General features: G+C 37.7%; 23 protein-coding genes and 1 other annotated feature. Of the genes, 19 read left to right on the plus strand and 4 right to left on the minus strand.

Annotated features, from left to right (window positions below; genetic code table 11):
• Positions 1-54: 54 nt before the first annotated feature.
• The 4 genes from M0R79_RS03830 (at position 55) to M0R79_RS03845 (ending at position 4536) form a co-directional block, all read left to right on the plus strand.
• On the plus strand, positions 55-2271 hold the full coding sequence (locus M0R79_RS03830; protein WP_092570177.1) for a RelA/SpoT family protein: 2217 nt from the start codon (positions 55-57) through the stop codon (positions 2269-2271).
• A gap of 11 nt (positions 2272-2282) precedes the next feature.
• On the plus strand, positions 2283-2735 hold the full coding sequence (gene dtd, locus M0R79_RS03835) for a D-aminoacyl-tRNA deacylase (protein ID WP_092570175.1): 453 nt from the start codon (positions 2283-2285) through the stop codon (positions 2733-2735).
• 480 nt (positions 2736-3215) lie between these two features.
• Positions 3216-3395: a hypothetical protein gene (locus M0R79_RS03840; protein WP_092570173.1), complete on the plus strand. Its 180-nt coding sequence runs from the start codon at positions 3216-3218 to the stop codon at positions 3393-3395.
• Positions 3396-3579: 184 nt separating this feature from the next.
• Complete coding sequence (locus M0R79_RS03845) at positions 3580-4536, plus strand: YcaO-like family protein (protein WP_248416370.1); 957 nt, start codon at positions 3580-3582, stop codon at positions 4534-4536.
• Positions 4537-4658: 122 nt separating this feature from the next.
• On the opposite strand, the gene M0R79_RS03850 is transcribed toward M0R79_RS03845, so the two are convergent.
• Positions 4659-5753, minus strand: a complete 1095-nt coding sequence (locus tag M0R79_RS03850; protein WP_248416132.1) for an IS30 family transposase — start codon at positions 5751-5753, stop codon at positions 4659-4661.
• A gap of 369 nt (positions 5754-6122) precedes the next feature.
• Here M0R79_RS03850 and M0R79_RS03855 point away from each other — a divergent pair, with 369 nt between their 5' ends.
• Both M0R79_RS03855 and M0R79_RS03860 read left to right on the plus strand, forming a co-directional pair.
• Positions 6123-6785, plus strand: coding sequence for a peptide arginase family protein (locus M0R79_RS03855; RefSeq protein WP_248416368.1), 663 nt, complete (start codon positions 6123-6125; stop codon positions 6783-6785).
• Positions 6786-6929: 144 nt separating this feature from the next.
• Entirely contained in the window at positions 6930-7814 is an 885-nt protein-coding gene (locus tag M0R79_RS03860) for an ABC transporter ATP-binding protein (RefSeq protein WP_248416366.1), read from the plus strand.
• Between the two features lie 131 nt (positions 7815-7945).
• Here M0R79_RS03860 and M0R79_RS03865 read toward each other — a convergent pair whose 3' ends face one another.
• Entirely contained in the window at positions 7946-9040 is a 1095-nt protein-coding gene (locus M0R79_RS03865) for an IS30 family transposase (protein WP_248416364.1), read from the minus strand.
• 221 nt (positions 9041-9261) lie between these two features.
• Here M0R79_RS03865 and M0R79_RS03870 point away from each other — a divergent pair, with 221 nt between their 5' ends.
• Positions 9262-10041 (plus strand): ABC-2 family transporter protein, encoded by a 780-nt coding sequence (locus M0R79_RS03870; protein WP_092570165.1) that lies wholly within the window; start codon positions 9262-9264, stop codon positions 10039-10041.
• Entirely contained in the window at positions 10041-10814 is a 774-nt protein-coding gene (locus M0R79_RS03875; RefSeq protein ID WP_092570163.1) for an ABC transporter permease, read from the plus strand. The genes M0R79_RS03870 and M0R79_RS03875 overlap by 1 nt, the downstream gene beginning before the upstream one ends.
• Before the next feature lie 36 nt (positions 10815-10850).
• Here M0R79_RS03875 and M0R79_RS03880 read toward each other — a convergent pair whose 3' ends face one another.
• Positions 10851-12197, minus strand: coding sequence for an N-acetylmuramoyl-L-alanine amidase family protein (locus M0R79_RS03880; RefSeq protein WP_092570161.1), 1347 nt, complete (start codon positions 12195-12197; stop codon positions 10851-10853).
• 172 nt (positions 12198-12369) lie between these two features.
• Positions 12370-12555, plus strand: a binding site (T-box leader).
• Positions 12556-12607: 52 nt separating this feature from the next.
• On the opposite strand from M0R79_RS03880, the gene hisS reads away from it, so the two are divergent.
• Positions 12608-13927: a histidine--tRNA ligase gene (hisS, locus tag M0R79_RS03885; RefSeq protein WP_248416362.1), complete on the plus strand. Its 1320-nt coding sequence runs from the start codon at positions 12608-12610 to the stop codon at positions 13925-13927.
• Between the two features lie 2 nt (positions 13928-13929).
• Positions 13930-15702 (plus strand): aspartate--tRNA ligase, encoded by a 1773-nt coding sequence (gene aspS / locus M0R79_RS03890; RefSeq protein WP_092570157.1) that lies wholly within the window; start codon positions 13930-13932, stop codon positions 15700-15702.
• 146 nt (positions 15703-15848) lie between these two features.
• Here aspS and M0R79_RS03895 read toward each other — a convergent pair whose 3' ends face one another.
• On the minus strand, positions 15849-16664 hold the full coding sequence (locus tag M0R79_RS03895; protein ID WP_092570155.1) for a pyruvate, water dikinase regulatory protein: 816 nt from the start codon (positions 16662-16664) through the stop codon (positions 15849-15851).
• Positions 16665-16721: 57 nt separating this feature from the next.
• Between M0R79_RS03895 and M0R79_RS03900 the strand changes: the two genes are divergently transcribed.
• The 9 genes from M0R79_RS03900 to glyS all read left to right on the plus strand — a co-directional run bounded on the left by M0R79_RS03900 (position 16722) and on the right by glyS (position 24730).
• Complete coding sequence (locus M0R79_RS03900) at positions 16722-17201, plus strand: Fur family transcriptional regulator (RefSeq protein WP_248416361.1); 480 nt, start codon at positions 16722-16724, stop codon at positions 17199-17201.
• Between the two features lie 152 nt (positions 17202-17353).
• Complete coding sequence (rpsU, locus tag M0R79_RS03905; RefSeq protein ID WP_035364261.1) at positions 17354-17527, plus strand: 30S ribosomal protein S21; 174 nt, start codon at positions 17354-17356, stop codon at positions 17525-17527.
• A gap of 354 nt (positions 17528-17881) precedes the next feature.
• Positions 17882-18850 carry a PhoH family protein gene (locus M0R79_RS03910; RefSeq protein ID WP_234971654.1) on the plus strand — a complete coding sequence of 323 codons (969 nt, stop codon included), beginning with the start codon at positions 17882-17884 and terminating at the stop codon, positions 18848-18850.
• Between the two features lie 114 nt (positions 18851-18964).
• Entirely contained in the window at positions 18965-19441 is a 477-nt protein-coding gene (gene ybeY / locus M0R79_RS03915) for an rRNA maturation RNase YbeY (protein ID WP_092570149.1), read from the plus strand.
• Complete coding sequence (locus M0R79_RS03920) at positions 19425-19829, plus strand: diacylglycerol kinase family protein (RefSeq protein ID WP_092570147.1); 405 nt, start codon at positions 19425-19427, stop codon at positions 19827-19829. The genes ybeY and M0R79_RS03920 overlap by 17 nt, the downstream gene beginning before the upstream one ends.
• On the plus strand, positions 19826-20731 hold the full coding sequence (gene era / locus M0R79_RS03925) for a GTPase Era (RefSeq protein ID WP_248416359.1): 906 nt from the start codon (positions 19826-19828) through the stop codon (positions 20729-20731). Before M0R79_RS03920 ends, era begins: the two co-directional genes overlap by 4 nt.
• 12 nt (positions 20732-20743) lie before the next feature.
• Positions 20744-21520 carry a DNA repair protein RecO gene (recO, locus tag M0R79_RS03930; RefSeq protein ID WP_248416357.1) on the plus strand — a complete coding sequence of 259 codons (777 nt, stop codon included), beginning with the start codon at positions 20744-20746 and terminating at the stop codon, positions 21518-21520.
• Between the two features lie 265 nt (positions 21521-21785).
• Positions 21786-22676, plus strand: coding sequence for a glycine--tRNA ligase subunit alpha (gene glyQ, locus M0R79_RS03935; RefSeq protein ID WP_248416355.1), 891 nt, complete (start codon positions 21786-21788; stop codon positions 22674-22676).
• 2 nt (positions 22677-22678) lie between these two features.
• Positions 22679-24730 carry a glycine--tRNA ligase subunit beta gene (gene glyS / locus M0R79_RS03940; protein ID WP_248416353.1) on the plus strand — a complete coding sequence of 684 codons (2052 nt, stop codon included), beginning with the start codon at positions 22679-22681 and terminating at the stop codon, positions 24728-24730.
• Position 24731 lies beyond the last annotated feature (1 nt).

Here is a 24731-nt window from a genome sequence, read left to right on the forward strand (position 1 = left end):
GGGAATTTGTTATAATAAAGATTAATAGTTTGAAATGAGAAAGTGGGAACCGTGATGGCGACAAATTTAGAATTAAGTGCAAATCAAGTGATTGAAAGCTGCCAGGCTTACATGAGTGAATCGAACCTGGCCTTAGTTAAAGATGCACTTGATTACGCAGAACGTAGCCATCAAGGTCAAATGCGACTCTCTGGCGAACCCTATATCAACCATCCGATTCAAGTGGCCGGTATTTTAGCTGAACTTCATTTAGACCCAGCGACGGTAGCCACTGGATTTCTTCATGATGTGGTCGAAGATACCCCGGTCACCATGGAAGAAATTCAGGAACAATTTGGCGAAACAGTCGCTTTTCTTGTCGATGGGGTTACCAAATTGGGGAAGATTAACTTCAAATCTAAACAAGAAGCTCTGGCTGAAAATCACCGCAAAATGCTCCTAGCCATGGCTAAAGATATGCGGGTGATTATTGTTAAACTGGCTGACCGCCTGCACAATATGCGGACCATGAAATATCAAAAGCCGGAAAAACAAATTGAAAAATCGCAAGAAGCGATTGAAGTCTATGCGCCTTTGGCCGATCGACTCGGGATGTCTAATATCAAATGGGAACTCGAAGATATCGCCTTACGTTACATTAATCCTACGGCTTATTATCGAATTGTTAAGCAAATGGATACCAAACGGGTTGAGCGTGAAGAATATATTCAAGCAACGATTGAAGAGATTTATGAATCACTGAAAGATATTGATATTAATGCTGAGGTGTATGGCCGGCCTAAACATATTTATTCAATCTATCGCAAGATGGTGGATCAACATAAGGAATTTGATGACATCTACGACTTGTTAGCGATTCGAGTCATTGTTGATACCATTAAGGATTGTTATGCCGTCTTGGGAGCAGTCCATACCAAATGGAAACCCATGCCAGGTCGGTTTAAGGATTATATTGCCATGCCGAAAGCAAATATGTATCAATCGATTCATACGACGGTGATTGGTCCAAAAGGTAAGCCGGTCGAAATCCAAATTCGGACCCATCAGATGCATGAGATTGCTGAATATGGGGTGGCGGCACACTGGGCTTATAAAGAAGGTAAGTTAGAGAAGGTTTCTTCCGATGATAATATCCAGAAACAATTGAAATGGTTTAAGGATATTGTCGATTTACAAGATGAAGCCAAAGATGCCCGCGAGTTTATGGATTTTGTTAAAGAAGATATTTTTAAAGACCAGGTATATATTTTCACCCCTCAAGGGGATGTATTTGAATTACCAAGTGGCTCGGGTCCGATTGATTTTGCCTATCATGTGCATACGGAAATCGGTAACAAAACAGTAGGAGCCAAGGTCAATGGCAATATCGTATCGTTAAATTATAAATTAAAGAATGGCGATATTGTCGAAATATTAACCAACTCAAATTCTAATGGTCCAAGTCGCGATTGGTTGAAAATTACCTCAACCAGTAAAGCAAGGAATAAGATTCGTCGCTTCTTCAAAGTCAAAGACCGGGAAGAAAATGGTGAACTGGGTATGAATTTATTGGACAAAGAATTACGGGCCAATGACCATAGCCTGAAAGATATTCAAAAACGAAAAATCGAAGAAGATCTCATGCAGCGTTATAATTTCGCCACCATGGCTGATTTCTATGGAGCGATTGGTTTGGGGGAATTAAATCCAACCACAATCGTGAATTATTTAGGTTGGCGGAGTGAGTCAACTGAACAAGAAAGTCAAACTCCTGATAAAGAAAAGAAAAACCAACAAGCTGTCCAACAGAAATTGGTTCAGCGACAAAAATCGGTCCACGAAAGTGGGGTAGTGGTCGAAGGCGTTGACAATTTAATGATTCGCCTTAGTCGTTGCTGTAATCCAGTACCCGGTGATGAAATTGTAGGGTATATTACCAAAGGGCGTGGTATTTCAGTCCATCGTAAAGATTGTCCGAACTTGTTAAGTGAACCCGAATTGCAGAAACGGACGATTCCGGTTGAATGGGATCTGGGCGATGCAGCTTTGGAAGATTATGAGACCGATCTGAAAATCATCGGCTTTGATCGATCTGGTTTAATTAATGATGTACTTCATGTCATTAATCATTCGGTAAAAAGCCTGATTAGTGTCAATGCCCGCAATAATCCTGATAGTCAAGCAGTCATTCAAGTTAAAGTCTTGGTTGCTAACAAAGACCAACTGAATGATTTAATGACCAAGTTAGGCAATATTCCCGATATTTATGAAGTTTTTCGGATGTCAAGTTAAGGAGGCATAAGGTGCGAGCAGTCATTCAGAGTAGTTTAGCCAGTAAAGTATCGGTCGATCAAAGGGTGATTGGCCAGATTTCTAAAGGGATGGTCGTCCTGGTTGGTGTTTGCCAAGAGGATGGGCCAGAAGACGTTGAATACCTGGTACGAAAGATTAGTCAATTAAGAATTTTCGAAGATGCAGAGGGAAAGACCAATTTATCTTTAAAAGATATTGAGGGTGAAATCTTGTCGATAAGTCAATTTACCCTCTATGCTAACACGCGCAAAGGCAACCGACCCAGCTTTGTTCGAGCTGCTGATCCAGCCTTGGCCCAAGACTTATATCAATTATTTAATCAACAATTAGTTGACAAAGGTCACCATGTCGAAACCGGAGAATTTGGCGCCACGATGCAAGTGGATATCAGCAATAATGGACCAATGACGATTATCTTGGATTCTAAACAAAAAGATTTATAGTATTTGCAATCATAATCCTTTTATCTTTATCATTTTATAAATATTCTAGCCATCAAAAAGGTGCCAGTGAGAAACATCCACTGACACCTTTTATTTTGTTTTTATCGTATAAATTGAACCTTTGTTGTTGGACATACATTTTGCAAGCCATAGATATTATTGGTCAATCGAGAACTTTGAAGAATATCTATTATTTTTATAGGTAGACTGATGTGTCCTAAATCTTTTTGTAGTAAAAACTATTTCATATATTTATATTGTTTTCAGAAATAGAAGTTTCTATATTAAAATGGAAAGTTTCAAATGATTTGGTTTGATTAATTTCTAAATAAGATTATAATAAAAATAGATAAGAAATATTAAAATAGAATGATATGTATATTGCTATTACGTTAAATTTTATAATGATATATTTACATGATATCGACTAGTTATTGAAATTACAGAATTATTCGTATTCGACGAGAAAGGAGGGATATTATGGGAAGAAGAAGAACTGAGATAAATGTTGATAAAGAATATCCTTTTGTTTTAGATGACTCTGAATTAGAAGTATTATGTGCTTTTTTCGATGATGAAAACATTATTAAAGAACTTACATCTGAATTTATTACAAATTCAAAGACTAGAAATAAAAAAATTATTAACCCATTAAAATAAATTCTAAGTATTTCAATTTTATAACACATATGAAATGAGGATATGTATCTTTTCATATGTGTTTTATTAATATGATAAAGAAAAATAAATGCTACTCCTTAGAAAAATTATTTTAAAGACTAAATGACTAATTCAAACTTGTTATATATTACCAGTACTAATTACTTTCTAGGAGGTGAGTATCTTGTATGAAAGACATATTGATCAGAATAAGTCTTTGGTTCTAGGTAAAGAAATGCTAAAAAAATTAAATTTGACAATAAATATGGAAAATTTCAAATGTGGTAAATTTTGTACGGTAATAAAAGTAACAGATAATGAAAAAATCCCGTTTGCTGCTGGAAAAGGTGTATCTCAACAAGCAATCATTAGTGCAATTTTTGAAACTATCGAACATTCATTATTCGAAAATATGAATATGACAACAACTCCAATAAGCTTGAATTCTATTCTGGAAGGAGATATTAAGTTAAAATATGATGTCCCTTTAAAACTAATTAAAAAGAAAAAATATGAGAATAAAATTGATTGTTATGAATTTAAAAATGAACAAGAAAATAAAGTCATATACTATCCAGCTTTTTTAATAAATCCCAATCATAAACCACCAAGAGGGCTAAGATTTTTGAGAAAATATTGTTCTAATAACGGTTTGGCTTGCGGTGTAGGATTTGAAGAAGCAATTATACATGCTATAAATGAGGTAGTTGAGAGGCATTCGGTTTCACAGCTTTATAAAAACTATTTTATAAGAAAAGAATTAAAATTGAAGAATATCTCTATGTTATCGCTCCCAGTTAACCTCGTTAAACTATGGAAAAATATTGAAGAATCAATCGGTTCTGAAATTACCGTATTTGATATAACAACTGTTGATGGGATAAATACATATTATGCATTTGCAAAGCATTCAAAATTTCCGCTTCCTCTAAGAGGCTCGGGAAGTTCGATATTTGCTGAGTATGCGATTGAAAGAGCGTTGATGGAAATTTTTCAATGTTATTCAATAATGGATGAGGCAGATTTCAGCATGGATTTACTTACGTTACAGAAATTTAATAACAACCAAATTTATATGAACATTTTATTTCATAATTTTTGTGTAAATTTCAAGTATAAGTTAGCCACCTCGGGTAACTAGCTATGTAACATTAATCCTCTCTGCCAGTGACGGCTTGACAATGAGCTGAGGCATGGTAGTTTGGTTCACTAATGGGTCATTGACCGCCTTACCAAGAAAACCATGCCGAAGGAGGCTCGTTGTCAAGCGGGCACGTGTGCGCGAGCTTGTCTTTCTTTATAGAAACAGCGTATGAAAACCTCATAAGGGGTCTCATAGTCCAAAACCTTGCGCGAATAATGGTTCATCCATTGTTGGATGCGGCGACAATCGGCTTCAGTCACGTCTTTCATCGAGGTTTCTTTGGGCAGAAATCGGCGAATCAACCCGTGTTGATTTTCACTGGTTCCTCGTTCCCAAGAGGCGTAAGGATGGGCAAAATAAACGGCCACGTCGTCAGCCAGTGTTTGACTCAACCCCGCAAATTCTAAGCCGTTATCCGCCGTAATACTCTTAAAGAGTAACGGAAAGTGGTCGCTTGCGCGTGCTCGTAAGCTTCTGAGGGCGGCGTCCACCGCTTGAGCCGTCTTGTTCTCAATCTTTAGAATGACTTCAAAACGACTCAGCCTTTCTACTAAGGTTAACAAGACGGGTTCATCTCTGCCTTTCTTGCCAATGACCGTATCAATTTCCCAATGACCAAAAGTTTGACGGGTGTTAATTTCTTCAGGGCGTTCGTCGATGGACATCCCTAGGACTTTCTTATGGGGTCGAGTCTTCGGCGCGCTGACTTTGGAATGTCGTTTCAACTTTTCAACTAAATCAATATTTCGGGTCTGCATAATCTGGCAATCAATCCAATGATAGAGGGTCGTCGTACAAGGAATCAGACGCGGATCAATGTCGAGGACCTGCTTGGCGCGATGCACTACCACATCGGGTGACCACTTATCTTCTAACATCCGTTGATCGGCCCAATCGATAAAGACACTCGAATAGGCCCAAAGGGGTTTACGTCCACAATGTTGACGCTGATGTTCATAATCTTCTTGGCCGACTTCCGCGATATACTTGGAATATTGATAGGTATAAACCTTCCCATGTTGCTTTTGTTGACGGACTTGTTCCACCGAACCCCGTTTGATTTCGTTATGAATTGTTTGGGGCGCCCGTCCCAGTATTCGCGCAATGGCTCGGTTAGAATAGCCTTGTTTTTTCAACAATTCAATTTGGCCCCGTTCTTTGAACGATAAGTGTTTTGATTTGCGGTCAGATGTGGTAAAGTGAGTTTGCGTCATGTAAATTCATCCTTCTTATATTTTTGTGTCGTGACTTAAATATAACATGAATTTACATGGCTTTTTTTATTTTTTAGCGGTGGCTAAGTTGATTATAAAATCCGCCTTCATAATTTTTGTGAAAAAGATTATAAAAAAACAAATTTAATCAAAACAATCGGAGATTCCGTTTCGGTAAATAATTTAAATGTAATATATGATAAAATGACCATGTATTTAAAAAAAGCAGACTTTAATTTTTATTTTAATATTGTCTATAATAAAAATAATCTTTATGCGATCAAAGTGTTTATTCCAGGAACTGATAATTTTCAAGCTATTATGAACGGTTGCTATTTAATTCCATCAGAAATTTAGAGGAGTTTTATTATGGTAATTATTGAAGAGCATCATGAATTAGTACTCGAATTATTCAGAAGATATGGCCTGAATTCTAAAATAACAGTAATAAATTATGATAATCATTCTGATTTATTTTCTCCTCTGTTAAATTTAGATAGTCTTAAAGTAAATGATAATTTTGTCACAGAAAAAAGTTTGAAAAAGATTGTATATTCATCACTAAGAGTAAGTGATTATATTATATTTTTATTCTATTTAGGAATAATAAAAAAACTTGTGTGGGTAAATAATGAAAAAATTAATAGAAATTTCTTTGTCTCGCTTATAGAAAATAATGATTATTATCCATATACAAAATTAAGTCTCTCAACTAAGAAAACTTCAGACAAAGAAATAATTTTTTTGTCCTCTGAGTTACATCATTTGTTAAGTTTTAGAGATGAAATTATTTGTGTTTCTATTGACTTAGATTTTTTTTGGTGTAATGATTTTAAGGGTGAATCAGTAACTGTTGAAGTGACAAAAGAAGAGTATATTGATTTTTATAGAAACAAATATCATACTTTGCGATTATCCTATGGCCAGCGTTGTAAAATGGAAAAATATGATGGAAAATATTTTTTATCTATTTATGAATTTCCTAAGAAAAGTAAAAAAAGCCTAATATATCAATTATTATATCGAAACTAGATATCTTAATACAGAAAATATTAGAAGAAAGAAAAAATATTGACTTAATTGTTATATGCAAATCTGTTATTAGTGGATATATGGATCAAGATTTAGCAAATCAAATAATTAATTATTTGAAAGCTAAGTTAGAGGGAGAATATTATGATATCGATTAATAATTTAACCTATAAATATACGTCTTTTAAAAAAGAGGTTGGCCTTTTAGGCACATTGAGAGATTTAAAAAAAAGAAATAAATTTGAAAAAATAGCGTTAGATGATCTATCAATGTCGATTTCAAGTGGCGAGATTGTTGGTATTTTGGGAAAAAATGGTGCAGGAAAGACAACTTTGATAAAAATATTAACGGGAATACTAGCTCCGACTCAGGGAAAAGTTTATTGTAATAAAATGATACCTTATCTTAGAGAAAGAGATTATTTAAAAAATATAGGTGTTTTAATAGGTCAAAAAAGTCAATTGATTTGGGATTTACCAGCTATAGATACTTTAAAAATGTTACAAGTAATATATGAGATTGATGATTTTAAATTCAAAAAAAATATTTCTGAAATGCTTATTTTATTAAACCTTGAAAGCAAAATTAATATTCCAGTAAGAAAACTGTCTTTAGGAGAAAGAATAAAATTTGAATTGATGTGCGCTTTGATACATATGCCAAGAATACTATATTTAGACGAACCAACTATTGGGTTAGACATTACTAGTCAGTATGCTATACATTCTTTCTTAAAAAAAATTAATCACGAAAAAGGGATAACAATCTTGTTGACTTCCCATAATATGAAAGATATAGAGTCATTATGTGACAGGGTCGTAATTTTAAATCAGGGAAAGATTTTTGAGGACAGTAGCCTTAAAGATATCGTTAAGAAATATAGTGCTTCAGAAAAAATTATTATCAAATTTTTTAATAAAATTCCTGAGAAATTTACTCATTATTATCAATTATCTAAAGATACAATTGAAGTGTCAAACTCAGATTTTTTAAAAATTGTAAATTTCAAGTATAAGTTAGCCACCTAGGGTAACTAGCTATGTAACTTTAATCCTCTCTGTCAGTGACGGCTTGACAATGAGCTGAGGCATGGTAGTTTGGTTCACTAATGGGTCATTGACCGCCTTACCAAGAAAACCATGCCGAAGGAGGCTCGTTGTCAAGCGGGCACGTGTGCGCGAGCTTGTCTTTCTTTATAGAAACAGCGCTTGAAGACTTCATAAGGGGTCTCATAGCCTAAAATTTTGCGCGAATAGTTGTTCATCCATTGTTGGATGCGCCGACAATCGGCTTCAGTCACGTCTTTCATGGACGTTTCTTTGGGCAGAAATCGGCGAATCAACCCGTGTTGATTTTCACTGGTTCCTCGTTCCCAAGAGGCGTAAGGATGGGCAAAATAAACGGCCACGTCGTCAGCCAGTGTTTGACTCAACCCCGCAAATTCTAAGCCGTTATCCGCCGTAATACTCTTAAAGAGTAGCGAAAAATGGTCGCTTGCGCGTGCTCGTAAGCTTTTGAGGGCGGCGTCCACCGCTTGAGCCGTCTTGTTCTCAATCTTTAGAATGACTTCAAAACGACTCAGCCTTTCTACTAAGGTTAACAAGACGGGTTCATCTCTGCCTTTCTTGCCAATGACCGTATCAATTTCCCAATGTCCAAAAGTTTGACGGGTGTTAATTTCTTCAGGGCGTTCGTCGATGGACATCCCTAGGACTTTCTTATGGGGTCGAGTCTTCGGCGCGCTGACTCTGGAATGTCGTTTCAACTTTTCAACTAAATCAATATTTCGGGTCTGCATAATCTGGCAATCAATCCAATGATAGAGGGTCGTCGTACAAGGAATCAGACGCGGATCAATGTCGAGGACCTGCTTGGCGCGATGCACTACCACATCGGGTGACCACTTATCTTCTAACATCCGTTGATCGGCCCAATCGATAAAGACACGTGAATAGGCCCAAAGTGGTTTACGTCCACAATGTTGACGCTGATGCTCATAATCTTCTTGGCCGACTTCCGCGATATACTTGGAATATTGATAGGTATAAACCTTCCCATGTTGCTTTTGTTGACGGACTTGTTCCACCGAACCCCGTTTGATTTCGTTATGAATTGTTTGGGGCGCCCGTCCCAGTATTCGAGCAATGGCTCGGTTAGAATAGCCTTGTTTTTTCAACAATTCAATTTGGCTCCGTTCTTTGAACGATAAGTGTTTTGATTTACGATCAGATGTGGTAAAGTGAGTTTGCGTCATGTAAATTCATCCTTCTTATATTTTTGTGTGGTAACTAAAATATAACATGAATTTACATGGCTTTTATTATTTTTTAGCGGTGGCTAAGTTGATTATAAAATCCGCCATTTTTTAAAAATATTAGATGATTTGTCTTTAAGCAATATATATTCTATAAACAGAGAAATAACATCTTTTGAAGATGTTATATTTAAAGTGTTTAGTATGGAGAGTGATAATTTGTGAAGAAATATATTATTATAGCTCTCAATCAATTTTATGCGAGCATTACTTATAAAACCAATTTTTTTGTAGGAATCGTATCTATCTTGATTTCTACCATTTTATCAATTTTTACTTGGAATGCGATTTATGCCAGTACAGACGAAACTATTATTGCAGGTTTTTCTTTATCAGAAATGTTCTGGTACTTATTACTAACCAATGGCTCTTCAATAATTTTTTCTTCCGCTGAGTCGTTAAGAACAGGGATGTTGGTTAAAACTGGAAGACTATCTACCAAGTTGATAAGACCAGTATCCATCTTATATGAAGGATTTTGGATATTTATTGGAAAAAAATTGTTTTTCATATTATTATTATTTTTTTTACCTTTTTTTCTTTACAATAATGGATATTCATTCTCTTATAGTATATTATTATGGTTCTATTCTTTATTAATATTACCAATGTTTTACCTTTTAATGACAACAATTGGAAACTTAGGTTTCTTCTTAATACACATTTGGCCATTAAGACCACTCATTAATTCTATATATATGCTTTTTGGTGGTTTTTTATTTCCTTTAAATATATTCCCAAACTCAGTATTTTCCTATATTAAATATAATCCCTTTGCGATGACTTCTTATCAGTATGCATTGTTTATCCAAGAAAAGCTTGATTTTGGAGAAGCATTATTAAATATCAAGATTGTAATGGCTTGGATATTTATTTTAATAATTATATATCATTGGAGTTTTTCTAAGGGATTAAAAAAATATGAAGGGATGGGGGCATAATGAATTTAAAATTGTATTTACAATTTGTAAAGCAAAGCCTTCAAGAATTTTTCATTTATAAAACAACTGCATTAATAACAGCAACAGTCGGTCTTGTCTTTTTTTCTATTGAGATAATAGCAGGAATAATTTATTTTGAAGAAATTGATTTGTTGTTAGGGTGGTCGAAGACTGATTATTTTTTATTAGTCACTAGTGCTAATCTAATAAATTACATTTACCAGTTTATCTTTATTTCTGCACATGAACATTTGTCCGAAGCTATTATTGAGGGGGAATTGGATTATTCTTTAGTTCGACCGATAAATTCATTTTACTACTATATTTTTTTTCGAATAGATGTTGGGAGTATAATTAATCTTATTGTTGTATCAATCTTTGATCTATATTTAATTTCAAAATATCCTATTAATTTATTGCATTTATTAATGTACGTACTATCAATTATTATAGGTGTTTTTACTCTTTTTTTGTTGAATCAAATTGCTGTCAGTTTTTCTTTTTGGTTTGAAAGGGTGGAATCTGTTCAGGGAATTCCAGAAGAACTTTTTGATTTTTCAACTCGGCCTATGTCGATATATCCATCAAGTATTAGATTTCTATTATCCTGGATTATTCCTCTATTATTGGTAGTCAATACTCCCGTTTTAATAATACAGGGAGAAGTGAATTATTTATATTTTATTTTCATCGGGGTATTCGACATAGTATTATTTAAGCTTGTAAAAATTATGTGGGAAAAAGGTCTTCAACATTATTGTTCTGCTAATTAATTTGAAGGTAAGAATAATAAAAGTTCTTTCAAGCCATTAAGGTTGGCGTAATTTAAGATAGTTATCGAGGCCATTTATAATTGCCTGGTAGACTTTATCGTTGAAGTCTTTTTGTTGGACGGTGCGTAAGTCTTCCGCGTTAGATAGATAACCTAATTCTAATAATAATGCCGGGTGATGGTTTTCTCGGATCACCTGATAGTTACCAAAGCTAGCCCCAACATTAGCAAGAGGGAGACCTTTTAGCTCGGTGTTCATCGCCACCGCTAAATCGTAGTCTGCTTCGTGGAAATAATAGGTGGTTGTCCCATTCCAACTTGGGTCGGAAGATGCATCATAGTGAATACTTAAGAATATGTCAGCATCCGTTTGGTTACTAATGGCAGAACGTTCGGCTAAATCTACCCATTGATCGCTCTCGCGAGTCATGATAACCTTGGCTCCAGCTTTTTCCAGGGCATCTTTCAAGCCAAGACTAGTATTTAGATTGAAGTCTTTCTCGAAGATCACATCTGAATTTAAGGCACCCACGTCCTCCCCACCATGGCCTGGATCTATCACGATGGTAGCATCTTTCAAAGCGCGGGCCGGTGTATCTGTGCTATGATTCTTAGAATCAGAAACAAAGGCTGAAATTCGAGCTTCTATGTACATCTGTACGCCTGCAGAATTCTTCACTAAATACCATTCGTTACCATCCACATCAATCTCGTCAGATATAAATTCGAATTCTTCCTGTAAACTTGGATTATAAATCACTTGACCATAGCTAGAAGGCTGATCAAAGGCTCCTTGGTTAGCTACTCGCACTTTTACAATTTCTTTTTCGCTCATGGGTTCCTGATCTTGGTCTGGCATTTGTGATTGTACTTGTTCTTCCGAGAGGATCTCTAGTTGATTGGTCGGGACAAAGACATAGGCATTGTCGTATTGAACTCGCGACCAGCCCAAAGATTCCTGATTAAGGTCCAAGATTTGGCCAGTTTCAAACTCACCCAGAACTTGACTATCTTGGCTAGCTTTCTGGTAAAAAGGGGTCGTTTGACGTACTTTAGCTTTAAGTGGACTATCGGCTTGTAGGCTTTCATTATTTAAATACCACTTAGCCAGCCAGCCTTGTTGGTGATCTAAGGTTCGAATCAGTAACCATTGATGGTCTTCTTTAAGAACTTGAACAACTTCTTGGTCTTTTAAAGAATAGACCGCTTTACTGTCACTGGCCGGATTCTCTCTTAAGACAGTGTTAGTGCGTTGAATTTGTAACGTTTCTTGGACAAAAAGAAAGTTGATTAAAATTAAAGGGATGACTAGTAAAATTAAACTGATGAAGAGCGGCAGCCGCTGTGTATTTATTTTGGATGGTTGGCGAAGAAATTGAGTCAAGCTGGACGCCCTCCTTTCAGATAGTCACTTATCTATATTATAAGAATGCTGATTAAGCAATTCAAATTTATTTCTTACTGTTACCTAATAGTAATCTCTATGTCAAATAAATGACATCTTTAAAAATCCAAGAAATAACTTGACAAAGTTTAAGCCTATGTTAAATTAGTATTAACAATCAGTGAAGTAGACAAGTAAACGATGATGACAGAGAGCTGCCAAATGCTGAAAGGGAGTAAATCGTTGAAGACACTATGGAGATGAATAATGCAAAGTTATTCCGTTGACTGCGTTAAAGTCTAAAGGTAATTCATTAGAATTACGAATTTAGGTGGTACCACGTTCACTCGTCCTATGGCTTGTTCATAGGACTTTTTTTATTATAGATTATTATTTAAGGAGGAAGCCAAATGATTAACAAGATGAAGGGAACCGAAGATACTTTACCGATTGAGATTAACAAATGGCATTATGTAGAAGAGATTGCGCGTGATATTTTCGAATCCTACCATTTTAGTGAGATCCGGACACCCATGTTCGAAGCGGTAGAACTCTTTAAACGGAGTGTGGGCGATACTTCAGATATCGTCACGAAGGAGATGTATAACTTCAAAGATAAGGGCGAGCGTGAAATTGCGCTACGTCCGGAAGGAACTGCTCCGGTGGTCCGGGCTTATGTCGAACATAAATTGTTCGGGCCTGAGTTTCCTCAACCGCTCAAAGTTTATTATATGGGTCCGATGTTCCGTTATGAGCGTCCTCAAGCGGGTCGTCAACGTCAATTCAATCAATTGGGCGTGGAAGTCTTAGGGACCTCAAATCCGGCGATTGATGCAGAGACTATTGCCTTAGCCTGGGATTTCTTCCAAGAATTAGGCCTAAAAAATATCAAAATCTATTTAAATTCGTTAGGTAAGACCGCGGAACGTCATGCTTATCGCCAAGCTTTAATTGATTACTTTGAGCCGCATCTTGAAGAGTTAAGTGAGGATTCTCAAAGACGTCTTCATGCCAATCCTTTACGGATTTTGGATAGTAAAGACGAACAAGACCAAGCCTTTGTTAAAGACGCCCCGATTATTACTGAATTCTTGTCTGAACAAAGTTTAAATCACTTTAATCAAGTGCAAGAAATGTTGGATATCTTAGAAATTCCTTACCAGGTAGATCCATATATTGTCCGTGGTTTGGACTACTATCAAGATACCATCTTTGAAATTATTGTGGAGGACGATTCTATCGGAGCCCAATCGACCATTTGTGGTGGAGGAAGATATGATGGCTTGGTTGAACAATTAGGCGGTCCCAATGCACCAGGTTTTGGTTTCGCCATTGGTTTAGAACGCTTGTTACTATTATTAGATGAACAAGAGATTGAAATTCCTGTTGAAGATAATCTAGATGTATACGTGATGGCCATTGGTCAAGAAGCTCAAGGAACGGCGCTACGTTTAGTGCAAGCCGCTCGTCAGACAGGCTTGACGGCCGATCGGGATTATTTAGACCGAAGCATTAAATCACAATTCAAGACCATTGGTAAGTATCAAACCAAACTCTTATTAACCGTCGGTGAAGATGAGCTTGAACGCAATGTCGTTCAAGTTAAGAATCTAGCCAGTGGTCAACAAAAAGAAGTTTCCATGGATGAAATCATGGATGATTTCATCGGTGTATTTCGCCGGCATACCATGGATACAAGTATAATTGATAAGTTTTTTGAAGGAGAGTAAGCATGGCAAAAAGAACGACATATTGTGGCTTAGTAGATGAAAAATGGGTTGGACAAGAAATCACGCTGAAAGGCTGGGTCCAAAAAAGACGAGACCTAGGTGGCGTTATTTTTATCGATTTAAGAGACCGCGAAGGTTTCTGCCAAGTTGTCTTTGATAAACAATATATTCCTGATCAAATGGACGAAGCTGATCATTTGCGAAGTGAATTCGTTATCGAAGTGACTGGACAATTGGTTCACCGATCCGCTGATCAGATAAATCCAAAGATTCCAACCGGTAAATTTGAGTTAAATGCCAACAAATTGATAGTTCTTGCTAAGAGTAAGACACCGCCCATTTATATTGAAGATGAAATTAATTCCGAGGAAGAAGTACGTTTACGTCATCGATTCATTGATATTCGACGTAAACCCGTCTTTGAGAACTTGAGATTACGTCATCAAGTAACTAAGACCATGAGACATTTCCTCGATGATTTGGGATTTATTGACATTGAGACCCCCTATCTGACCAAATCAACCCCAGAAGGGGCCCGCGACTTCTTAGTGCCAACGCGTCGTGAACCTGGTCAATTCTATGCTTTACCTCAATCACCTCAAATCTTTAAGCAATTATTGATGGGAGCCGGTATTGACCGTTATTATCAAATTGTTCGCTGCTTCCGCGATGAGGATTTACGAGGAGATCGTCAACCAGAGTTTACCCAAGTTGATATTGAAACTTCATTCATGGAACAAGAAGAAATTCAAGAATTTATGGAAGCCATGTTGAAAGAAGTGGTGAAAGAGACCCGCGGAGTTGAGATTACAGAAGATTTTCCAACCATGACTTATGCTCAAGCTATGGCTGAATACGGTACCGATAAGCCGGATATCCGTTTCGAAATGAAATTGGTAGACTTAAGCCAAGTGGCGGCTGAGTCTGATTTTGCCGTCTTCAAAAATGCGGTAGACCAAGGGGGCATGGTTAAAGCGATTAATCTTAAAGGACTAGCAGATGAATATACTCGCAAGACTGCTGATAATCTCTTTAATATCGTTAAACCATATGGGGCTAAAGGTTTGGCCTGGGCTAAGGTTACTGAAGAAGGCTTAAATGGTCCGATTGCCAAATTCTTTGCCGATCCAAAAGCCTACCAGGCTTTAACCCAACCTTTACAAGCTGAGGTTGGCGATATCATCTTCTTTATGGCGGATAAAAAAGAAGTTGTCGAACCAGCTTTAGGTACTTTAAGAAATTATCTAGCCAAGGAACATCAATTATATGACGCAGACGAATTGGCATTCCTTTGGGTGACTGACTGGCCATTGCTTGAATTCGATCCTGAATTAAACCGTTATGTGGCTATGCACCATCCATTTACTGCACCACAAACTGATGATATCGATCGTTTGATGGAACATCCTGAACAAGCCTTAGCCAAAGCTTATGACATCGTCTTGAATGGTTACGAAGTTGGTGGGGGATCGATTCGAATTCACACCCGACCAATGCAAGAGAAGATGTTTGATTTATTAGGCTTTACCCCTGAAGAAGCTTATGCACAATTTGGCTTCTTATTGGATGCTTTCGAATATGGTTTCCCTCCTCATGGTGGGATTGCTTTAGGGTTGGACCGGTTAGTCATGATTTTAGCCCAAGAACCAAATATTCGAGAAGTCATCGCTTTCCCTAAGACCGGTTCAGGGATGGACTTGATGATGCAAGCGCCTAACAAAGTGGCTCATGAACAACTTCGTGAACTGCACCTCGCTGTTAAAGCCAACAAATAAACTGAAATGTAATCTGAGCTTTTAGTCGCTGTCGCTCAGGCCTCGATTAATAAACAATAGTCGCATATTTATCCTGCCAGATAAATATGCGACTATTGTTATTTCTTTTTTCAACTGAGGGTTTATTTTTATTAGATTTAAAATGTTTATCTCGGAGTGAGTCCTAACATATCAAGAATAATTGAGGCAGATTCTTCGATACTTCGATCAGCGACATTCAGCGTCCGGCAACCTAAATCTTGGTAAAGCTTGCGGGCATAAGTCAATTCTTCCTCAATCCGTTCTTTAGAGGCATAGTGACTTCCTGGTCCCAAACCATATTCAGCCATTCTCTTTTCGCGGTGACGATTAATAACGTCGACTTCATTGGTTAGGCCAATAATTTTATTAGGATCGATTGAATATAATTCTGGACTGACTTCTTTCTCCGGCATAATGGGCAGGTTGAGCACTTTATAGCCTAAGGTTCCTAGATACATACTTAGAGGCGTTTTCCCGGTTCGAGAAATCCCTAGCAGGACAATTTCCGCTTCATCTAAGCCAGATAAATCTTTCCCATCATCATAATGAATACAGAATTCAATCGCCTTGACCCGGGCGAAATATTGTTCCGAGAGTTCATGCTGAGCACCAGCAATGGTCGATGGTTTTAAATCTAAACGACGTTGTATTTCTAAAATAAAAGGTTGGATGAGATTGTAGCAGATCAAGCCTGTTTCAATGCAGGCTTTCTCCACGAATTGGGCTAACTCAGGATCGACAATCGTCATAAAAAGAAGCCCATCGTGTTTTTGAGCATGGTCGATGATATCTTTTAATTGCGCTTTGTTGGAGATAAAGTTATACTTATGTAATACTGTGTGGGCAGTTGGGAATTGGGATAGGGCGGAACGAGCTACTTTTAGGGCTGTTTCGCCAATAGAATCTGAAAGTATATAATAGTGTAGCGTTTTGTTTACCATGGACTTCCTCCTTTATCGTTACTATAGTATCATAAGAAATTTTGGAGTTGAATAATAATGGAAAAAATCGAAGACCTTAAGAAGGCTTCTCAATTGAACGGTCATTATGACGATCCGGAAGAGCTCGTAGAGGCTTCTCTAGCTCTTTTAAAAGATCAAGGCTTTAAAATGACCAAAAAACGTCGTGAAATCTTAGAGATTTTTGCTGAGGAACAAAATTATCATAGTGCTAAGGAAATTCATTCAACCTTAACCAAGAAGTATCCGACCATGTCTTATAATACAACATATCGGAATTTATATGATTTTGTGGAGAATGGTATATTAGAATCGACTGAGTATAATCAAGAACAACTCTTCAGGATTGCTTGTAATCATAACCACCACCATCATCATTTTATCTGTACTTCTTGTGGAATGACCATTGCCCTTGATGTCTGTCCCATGGATTTGGTGGGTTCTGCTTTGGACGATGTCTATGTTGAATCTCACCGGTTCGAAGTTTTTGGTTTATGTCAGAAGTGTATGAAGGCATAACTTTCCCATCTTTAAGCATGTTTTTTGTTGATTTATGAAGAACAGATTATAAAAATGCTTGAAAAGAACAAGGTTTTTGCTATAATAGACAAGAACTTTATTCGCTTTCCTTAAGCGATTATGGTTATGAAAGCTTGGGAGGAGGGGATTATATGTCTAAGACAGTTGTTCGTGAAAACGAATCATTAGACGACGCTCTTCGTCGCTTTAAGCGTAACGTTTCTAAAACCGGTACTCTACGCGAGGCTCGTAAACGTGAGTTTTACGAAAAACCAAGTGTTCGCCGCAAAAAGAAATCAGAAGCCGCTCGTAAGAGAAAATTTTAATTTCTAGTAGAAACTTATATACTACTGTTTCTTACTGCATCTTAACATAGTAGCAATATTTCTTGAACCTTTTGGTTTTTGTATATGTATATAGTTATTTAGTTTTTAGTAAGTTCACAGTGAGCGATGAAGTATTTAAGAAATAGCTTATTTCTTACAGAGAAGCACCCGTGTGGTGCTTTTTTGTTTTTCAACTGAGGACATTGAATAGAAGCCCGACACGTACTTTTGATCATCTCGGCCTGGATTATTTTATCTGTCAGTTTATTTAGGGGAGAAGTCAACTTTTCTATGTGTATTTTGTGAGCGATTATGCTATGCTTTATTTATTCGAGGATAGAAGGAGATTATTATTTGAAGGATAAATTCTTATTTACTAAACAACTTGTGATCACGAATAGTGACTGGTTATTGGCTGTATTAGGAACCAATGATAAGTATGTGGCCTTAATTGAAGAGAGTTTGCCGGTTCAGATTTCTAATCGGGGTGAAGTCTTAACTATTTCTGCGGATGATCAGCTGATGGTGGATCAAGTTTATCAATTGTTCATGAATTTATTACATTTATTAGAACGCAAAATTACTCCCCACACGATGGACGTGATTACGGCCATCAAGATGTTGAAAGAAAATCGCTTAGAATATTTCTTAAATCTTTATGATGAGGTCATTGGCCGTACCTTTGATGGGAAAGCAGTTCAGGCTAAGAACTTCGGCCAACTTCAATATAGTCACGCAGTGCGCGATTATGACGTGGTCTTTGGGATTGGTCCTGCTGGAACTGGTAAGACCTATTTGGCGGTCGTAATGGCGGTAGAAGCCATGCGCAAAGGCCAAGTTAAGAAAATGATCTTAACCCGCCCTGCTGTTGAAGCTGGAGAAAATCTGGGCTTTCTTCCGGGTGATCTTAAAGAGAAAGTGGATCCTTATTTAAGACCAATCTATGATGCCCTTTATGCCATCTATGGTCGCGAACATACCAATCGTTTGATGGAGCGAGGATTAATCGAGATTGCTCCTTTAGCATATATGCGGGGGAGAACTTTGGATGATGCTTTTGTTATTTTGGATGAGGCTCAAAATACAACCATCGCCCAAATGAAGATGTTTCTAACTCGTCTAGGTTTTGGCTCCAAGATGATTATTAATGGTGACCAAACACAAATTGACTTACCTAAAGGCGTTAAATCCGGTCTAAAAGATGCTCAAGAAAAGTTAGCTGGCCTACGCCGGATTAAATTTGTGAGTTTTGATGAATTTGATGTCGTTCGTCACCCAGTAGTCGCAGACATTATTCGAGCATACAGTCAGAAAGAAGAATAATACTTTAAGGGATTAGATTTTCAATTTAGACTTGGAATCTAATTAGCTCACAGAAAGCTTCTAGCACCAATGCATTCCATTGAAAGACATTGATTAAAGATAGGGAGTGATCAGATGAATATTGAAGTGATTGATGAGCAAAACCGCTTAAAGCAAGCTCAAATCGATATCATTACCGATTTAATCCAGTTGGCAGCGGCTCATATTGACCGTCGTCAAGATTTTGAAGTGGATATTTCCATTGTAGACAATGAAACAATTCATCAACTTAATCGAGATTATCGCGGCATTGATCGACCGACAGATGTTTTAAGCTTTGCTCTTGAAGAAGAGAGTGATCAGGATAATTTCCCTGATATCTATCAACAAGCAAACTTATTTCCTAGCCATCTAGGTGATATCATCATTTCTTATCCGAAGATTAGGGAACAGGCTGAAGCTTATGGCCATTCTTTTGAGCGTGAACTTGGCTTTCTAGCGGTTCATGGTTTTCTACACTTAAATGGCTATGACCATCAAACACCGGCAGAGGCTGAAGAGATGTTCAGCATTCAAGAAGAGGTATTGAAGCGTTATGGACTCTCACGATAAATATCATGCTTGGCGGAAAGTTATTCGCTCATTTTCATATGCTGGCCAAGGTATTCGGCAAACCTGGCGCAGTGAACTGAATTTTAGAATTGAAATTGCCATCAGCATCTTAGTAATTGGGATGGCCAGTTTTTTTGGTCTAGCCTTATCGGAATGGGCCATCCTGTGTTTAACCATTTCAATTGTGTTAGCACTGGAACTGGTTAATACAGCCTTGGAGGCGGCAGTTGATCTAATCACCGATCATCGTTATGCTCCCTTGGCCAAAGTCGCCAAAGATGCGAGTGCAGGCGCCGTCTTTTTGGCGAGTATTATGGCTGTAATTATTGGCTGTCTAATTTTTATTCCATATCTTTGGGAGTGGGGAAGGAATTGGGGGACATTATGAGAAATAAAGAGTTTAAATCAGGTTTCGTCACACTGATCGGTCGCCCGAATGTGGGCAAGTCTACCTTAATGAACGCCTTAGTTGGACAAAAAATTGCGATTATGTCAGATAAAGCGCAGACCACTCGGAATAAAATTCAGGCGATCTATACGGATGATGAAGCTCAAATAATTTTTATTGATACACCTGGAATTCATAAACCTAAGCATGCTTTAGGCGAATTCATGGTTGAAACGGCTTTTCAAGCAAGTCAAGGCGTTGATTTAGTCTTAATGTTGGTCAATGCTAGCGAAGCGATTGGTCCCGGTGATCGGCGGATATTAGACCACCTGCGGGAAAATCCTTTACCCAAAATCTTGTTAATTAATAAAATTGATTTGATTCATCCGGATCAATTACTAACGATTATTAATAGTTACCGTCAAGAAGTAAATTTCGATGCCGTGATTCCCATCTCGGCTCTCCAAGAGATTAATTTAGACCAAGTACTTCAGACCATTAAAAGCAAGTTACCTATAGGTCCCCAATATTATCCACAGGATCAAATTACCGACCATCCCGAATATTTTGTTGTTGCTGAATTTATTCGCGAGAAGTTGTTATACTTTACCCGGGAGGAAATTCCTCATTCAATCGCTGTCAATGTCTTAAAGATGCGGCCAGATGAAGAGGGGATAATGTCCATTGAAGCAGATATCATTGTCGAACGCAAAAGTCAAAAAGGCATTGTGATCGGTAAGAAGGGCCAGCTAATTAAGAAAGTGAAACAATTGGCGCGCAAAGATATTGAAGGTCTTTTAGGAGAGAAAGTCCGACTCAATCTCTGGGTCAAAGTTCAAAAAGATTGGCGCAATCATCAAAAACAATTAAAGGACTTGGGCTATCACCCTGATGAGTATTAAGGATGTGATTAGATGAGTGATTCCTTTAGTGGAATAGTCATTTATAAAAAAGATTACCGAGAACGTGATGCCTTGGTCAAAATATTTACCCAAGAATACGGTTTTAAAATGTTTTTTATTAAGAATTACCACCGGGCTAATCACCCCTTGCATTCTATTTTATTTCCCCTCACTTATAATCAATATGTCGGCACGATTCATGCAGATGGACTTTCTTTTATTCGTGAAGGGGTTGCGCTGAATCGATTTCTATCGATTCGTCAAGACTTGACCCAACAAGCCCATGCGAGTTATTTAGCCCAATTATTCGATGCCAGTATTGAAGATCAGCAAGCTGACCATGCATTATTTCAACTATTTTTGAATATTCTTCAGGCTATGGCTCAGGGCAAATCAGCCCAACTCCTGACCATCTATGGCGAGCTCCATTTATTGCAACGCTTTGGTATATATTTGCATTGGCAGGGATGCAAGCTTTGCGGAAGATTAAAGGGAGAACTGGATTTTTCAATGGCACTTCAAGGTGTCCTCTGTCAGCAACATTATTTGGCCGATCCTCACCGCTTACATTTATCCTCCAATACAGTGAAAGTCTTGATCCTCATGGCCCAAACACCTTTGTCTCAGATTAATAATATTCAAGTCCGACCTGAAACGCTAAAAGAGATGCGGTACTTTATGGATCAGATTTACCAAGAATTTGTCGGGATTCGTTTAAGAAGTAAATCTTTCTTAGAACAGATAGAACAATTTCAAGGCTCATTGAAACCATCTTCTAATGATAAATAAGCCTCGATAAAAGCAGATCATGGATTGACAAATATCGAGCAAGTCGGTAGAATTAAAACCAATGAGGACAAGAACAAGAAGATGTTTCAGCGAACTTAGGATAGTGGGAGCTAGGTCAATATCGTAGGCGGACTCAAATACAATTGGATATCTTAAGTGCTAGTTCCTTGCTAGAATTAGGGTGGAACCGCGAATTTATTTCGTCCCTATGATTGCTTACGGGTAATCATGGGGATTTTTTTATGGAGGATAGGAGAGAGAAGCTATGAAAGCACAGAGTATGCAAGAAATTATTTTGACTTTACAGAAGTTTTGGTCAGACCAAGGTTGTTTGTTATTACAAGCTTATGATACTGAGAAAGGGGCGGGGACGATGAGTCCTTATACTTTCCTCCGTGCCATTGGCCCTGAACCTTGGAATGCCGCGTACGTTGAACCATCTCGGCGTCCAGCTGATGGTCGTTATGGTGAGAATCCAAATAGACTTTATCAACATCATCAATTCCAAGTGGTCATGAAACCTTCCCCTTTAAATATCCAAGAACTTTATTTAGCTAGCTTAGAAGAAATTGGCATCAATCCATTAGAACATGATATTCGTTTTGTTGAGGATAATTGGGAGAATCCTTCGTTAGGTTGTGCCGGCTTAGGTTGGGAAGTTTGGATTGATGGGATGGAAATCACCCAGTTTACCTATTTCCAACAAGTTGGGGGCTTACGTTGCCATCCGGTAACCAGTGAATTAACTTATGGTTTAGAACGTCTGGCCATGTACATCATGGATGTTGAGGATGTCTATCAATTACAATGGGCACCTGGTGTCAAATATGGTGATATCTTTAAGCAACCAGAACGGGAACATTCAACTTATGCCTTTGATTTATCTGACAGCCAATTGCTATTTGAGGCTTTCAATGCTTATGAGAAAGAGGCTCAACGTTGTATTGAAGCTGGTTTGGTGCATCCGGCTTACGACTATATTTTGAAATGTTCACATAATTTTAATTTATTGGATGCGCGCGGTGTGATTGCAGCTTCAGACCGTCCCGCTTATCTAGGAAGAATCCGCAAATTGGCGCGCGGCGTGGCCGAACAGTTTGTTGCCGAACGTGAAGCCCTAGGTTATCCATTATTACATCAGCAGGAGGAAGATTAATTATGGCCAATTATTTATTAGAGATTGGGTTGGAAGAAATCCCGGCTAGATTTTTGAAAGACTTGAGTAATCAATTAGCTGAACGGATGGCCAATTTTTTGAATGAAGAGCAACTGGCTTATGCAAATATTCGCCAGTATGCAACGCCAAGACGGCTAGCAATCTTAGTCGAAGATGTGGCCGCCAAGCAAGCAGATCGCTTCGAAAAGGCTAAAGGACCTTCTTTAAAAATCGCGAAAGATGACCAAGGTAATTGGTCTCGGGCTGCCTTAGGCTTTCTTAAAGGCCAAGGCGCTGAAGTTGAGGATATTGTCATTGAATCGGTGAAGGGTCAAGAATATATTTTCGTTGAGAAGCATATTGTAGGTCAAATGGCTAATGAAATTCTAGCCAAAGTTGATCAAGTTTTGTCGGCGATGACCTTTCCAGTGTCTATGCGCTGGAACCAGATTGAGACTGCCTTTATTCGGCCGGTCCATTGGTTGGTTTCATTATTAGATGAAGACATTATTCCTTTTGAATTTCTAAATATTCGAGCAGGCCGGGCGAGTCGAGGCCATCGTTTCTTAGCCGGGGACGTTATTATTGACCAGGCTGATCATTATGAGAATTTACTTGAGCAACACAATGTGATTGCCGATTTTAACCAACGCCAGGCAATCATCCGCCAGCAAATTGCAGATATTGAGCAAGAAAATCAATGGGTGGTTCCAATTGATCAAGGGTTATTGGAAGAAGTGACGGCCATTGTTGAATGGCCGACCGCTTTTGCTGGTCAATTCGACGACAAGTACTTAGAAATTCCGGCGATGATCTTAATTACGGCCATGCGCGACCATCAACGGTATTTCTACGTCCAAGATCAAGCAAGTAAAGATTTATTGCCTTATTTTATTTCAGTTAGAAACGGCGATAGCAATTATTTAGATAATGTACGCCAAGGAAATTTAAAAGTTTTACGTGCTCGCTTAGAAGATGCTTTATTCTTCTATCAAGAAGATTTGAAACGACCTTTGCATTTCTATCTTGAACAATTGAGTCAAGTGAAAGAACATTATAAGTTAGGCACCTATGCAGAAAAACAAAGTCGGGTTGGTAAGATTCTTAATTTATTAGACGAATTAATTCCTAATTTAGACGACCAGGAATTCATCGTTGCTCAACGAGCCAGTCAAATCTATAAATTTGATTTGATGACTTATATTGTGGACGAGTTTTCTGAACTCCAAGGCCACATGGGACAAGTTTATGCGGAGCATTATGGTGAAAGTCAAGAAGTTGCTCAAGCTATTGGTAGCCAATATTACCCCGACCATAGTGGGGGCGCTTTGCCTGAAAGTCTAGCTGGTGCCTTAATTGCTTTAGCTGATAAATTAGATTCATTATTCCAATACTTTAATGTGAGTCTCATTCCAACCGGATCTAATGATCCCTATGTCTTACGACGTCAAGCCATGGGTGTTGTTGAAATTATTTTAGATCGTCAGTGGGATTTTGATTTAGTTGAATTATTCGATAAATTGGCCGGTGACAAAGCAGAGAATTCAGAATCATTGATTCAAGCTCTTAAAGAATTCCATCAAGCTCGCTTTGCTCAATTAATGACTAAAGAAGATATTGACCATGATATTATCGAAGCCATCACAGCTCAACCTAAGTTAAATTTGTTAGAGATGACTCAAACTGCACGACACTTGCAGACTTTCAAGAATCAAGCAGCCCAAGACTATCGACAAATGGTAGAGAATATCAGCCGGATTGTTAACTTAGGCCGAGATATCGATGAGTTAAAAGTGATACAAAAAGAGGCCTTACAATCTAAATCTGAATTTCAATTGATTGAATGGCTGAATATGGTAAAATCGACTAAAACAGTTGTTGATTTTATTAATTTAATGGCTCAAGCCAGTCCAATGATTGCGACCTATTTTGAAGAAAATATGGTCAATCATGAAGATCCTGTCATTAGAGAGAATCGACTTCAAACCATGGGTCACTTATCACACTATATTCTAAGTGTCTTTGATCCAACGCGACTAATTAGCAAGTTTTAAT

This window comes from Ignavigranum ruoffiae (genome assembly GCF_023195815.2).
GTDB lineage: Bacteria > Bacillota > Bacilli > Lactobacillales > Aerococcaceae > Ignavigranum > Ignavigranum ruoffiae.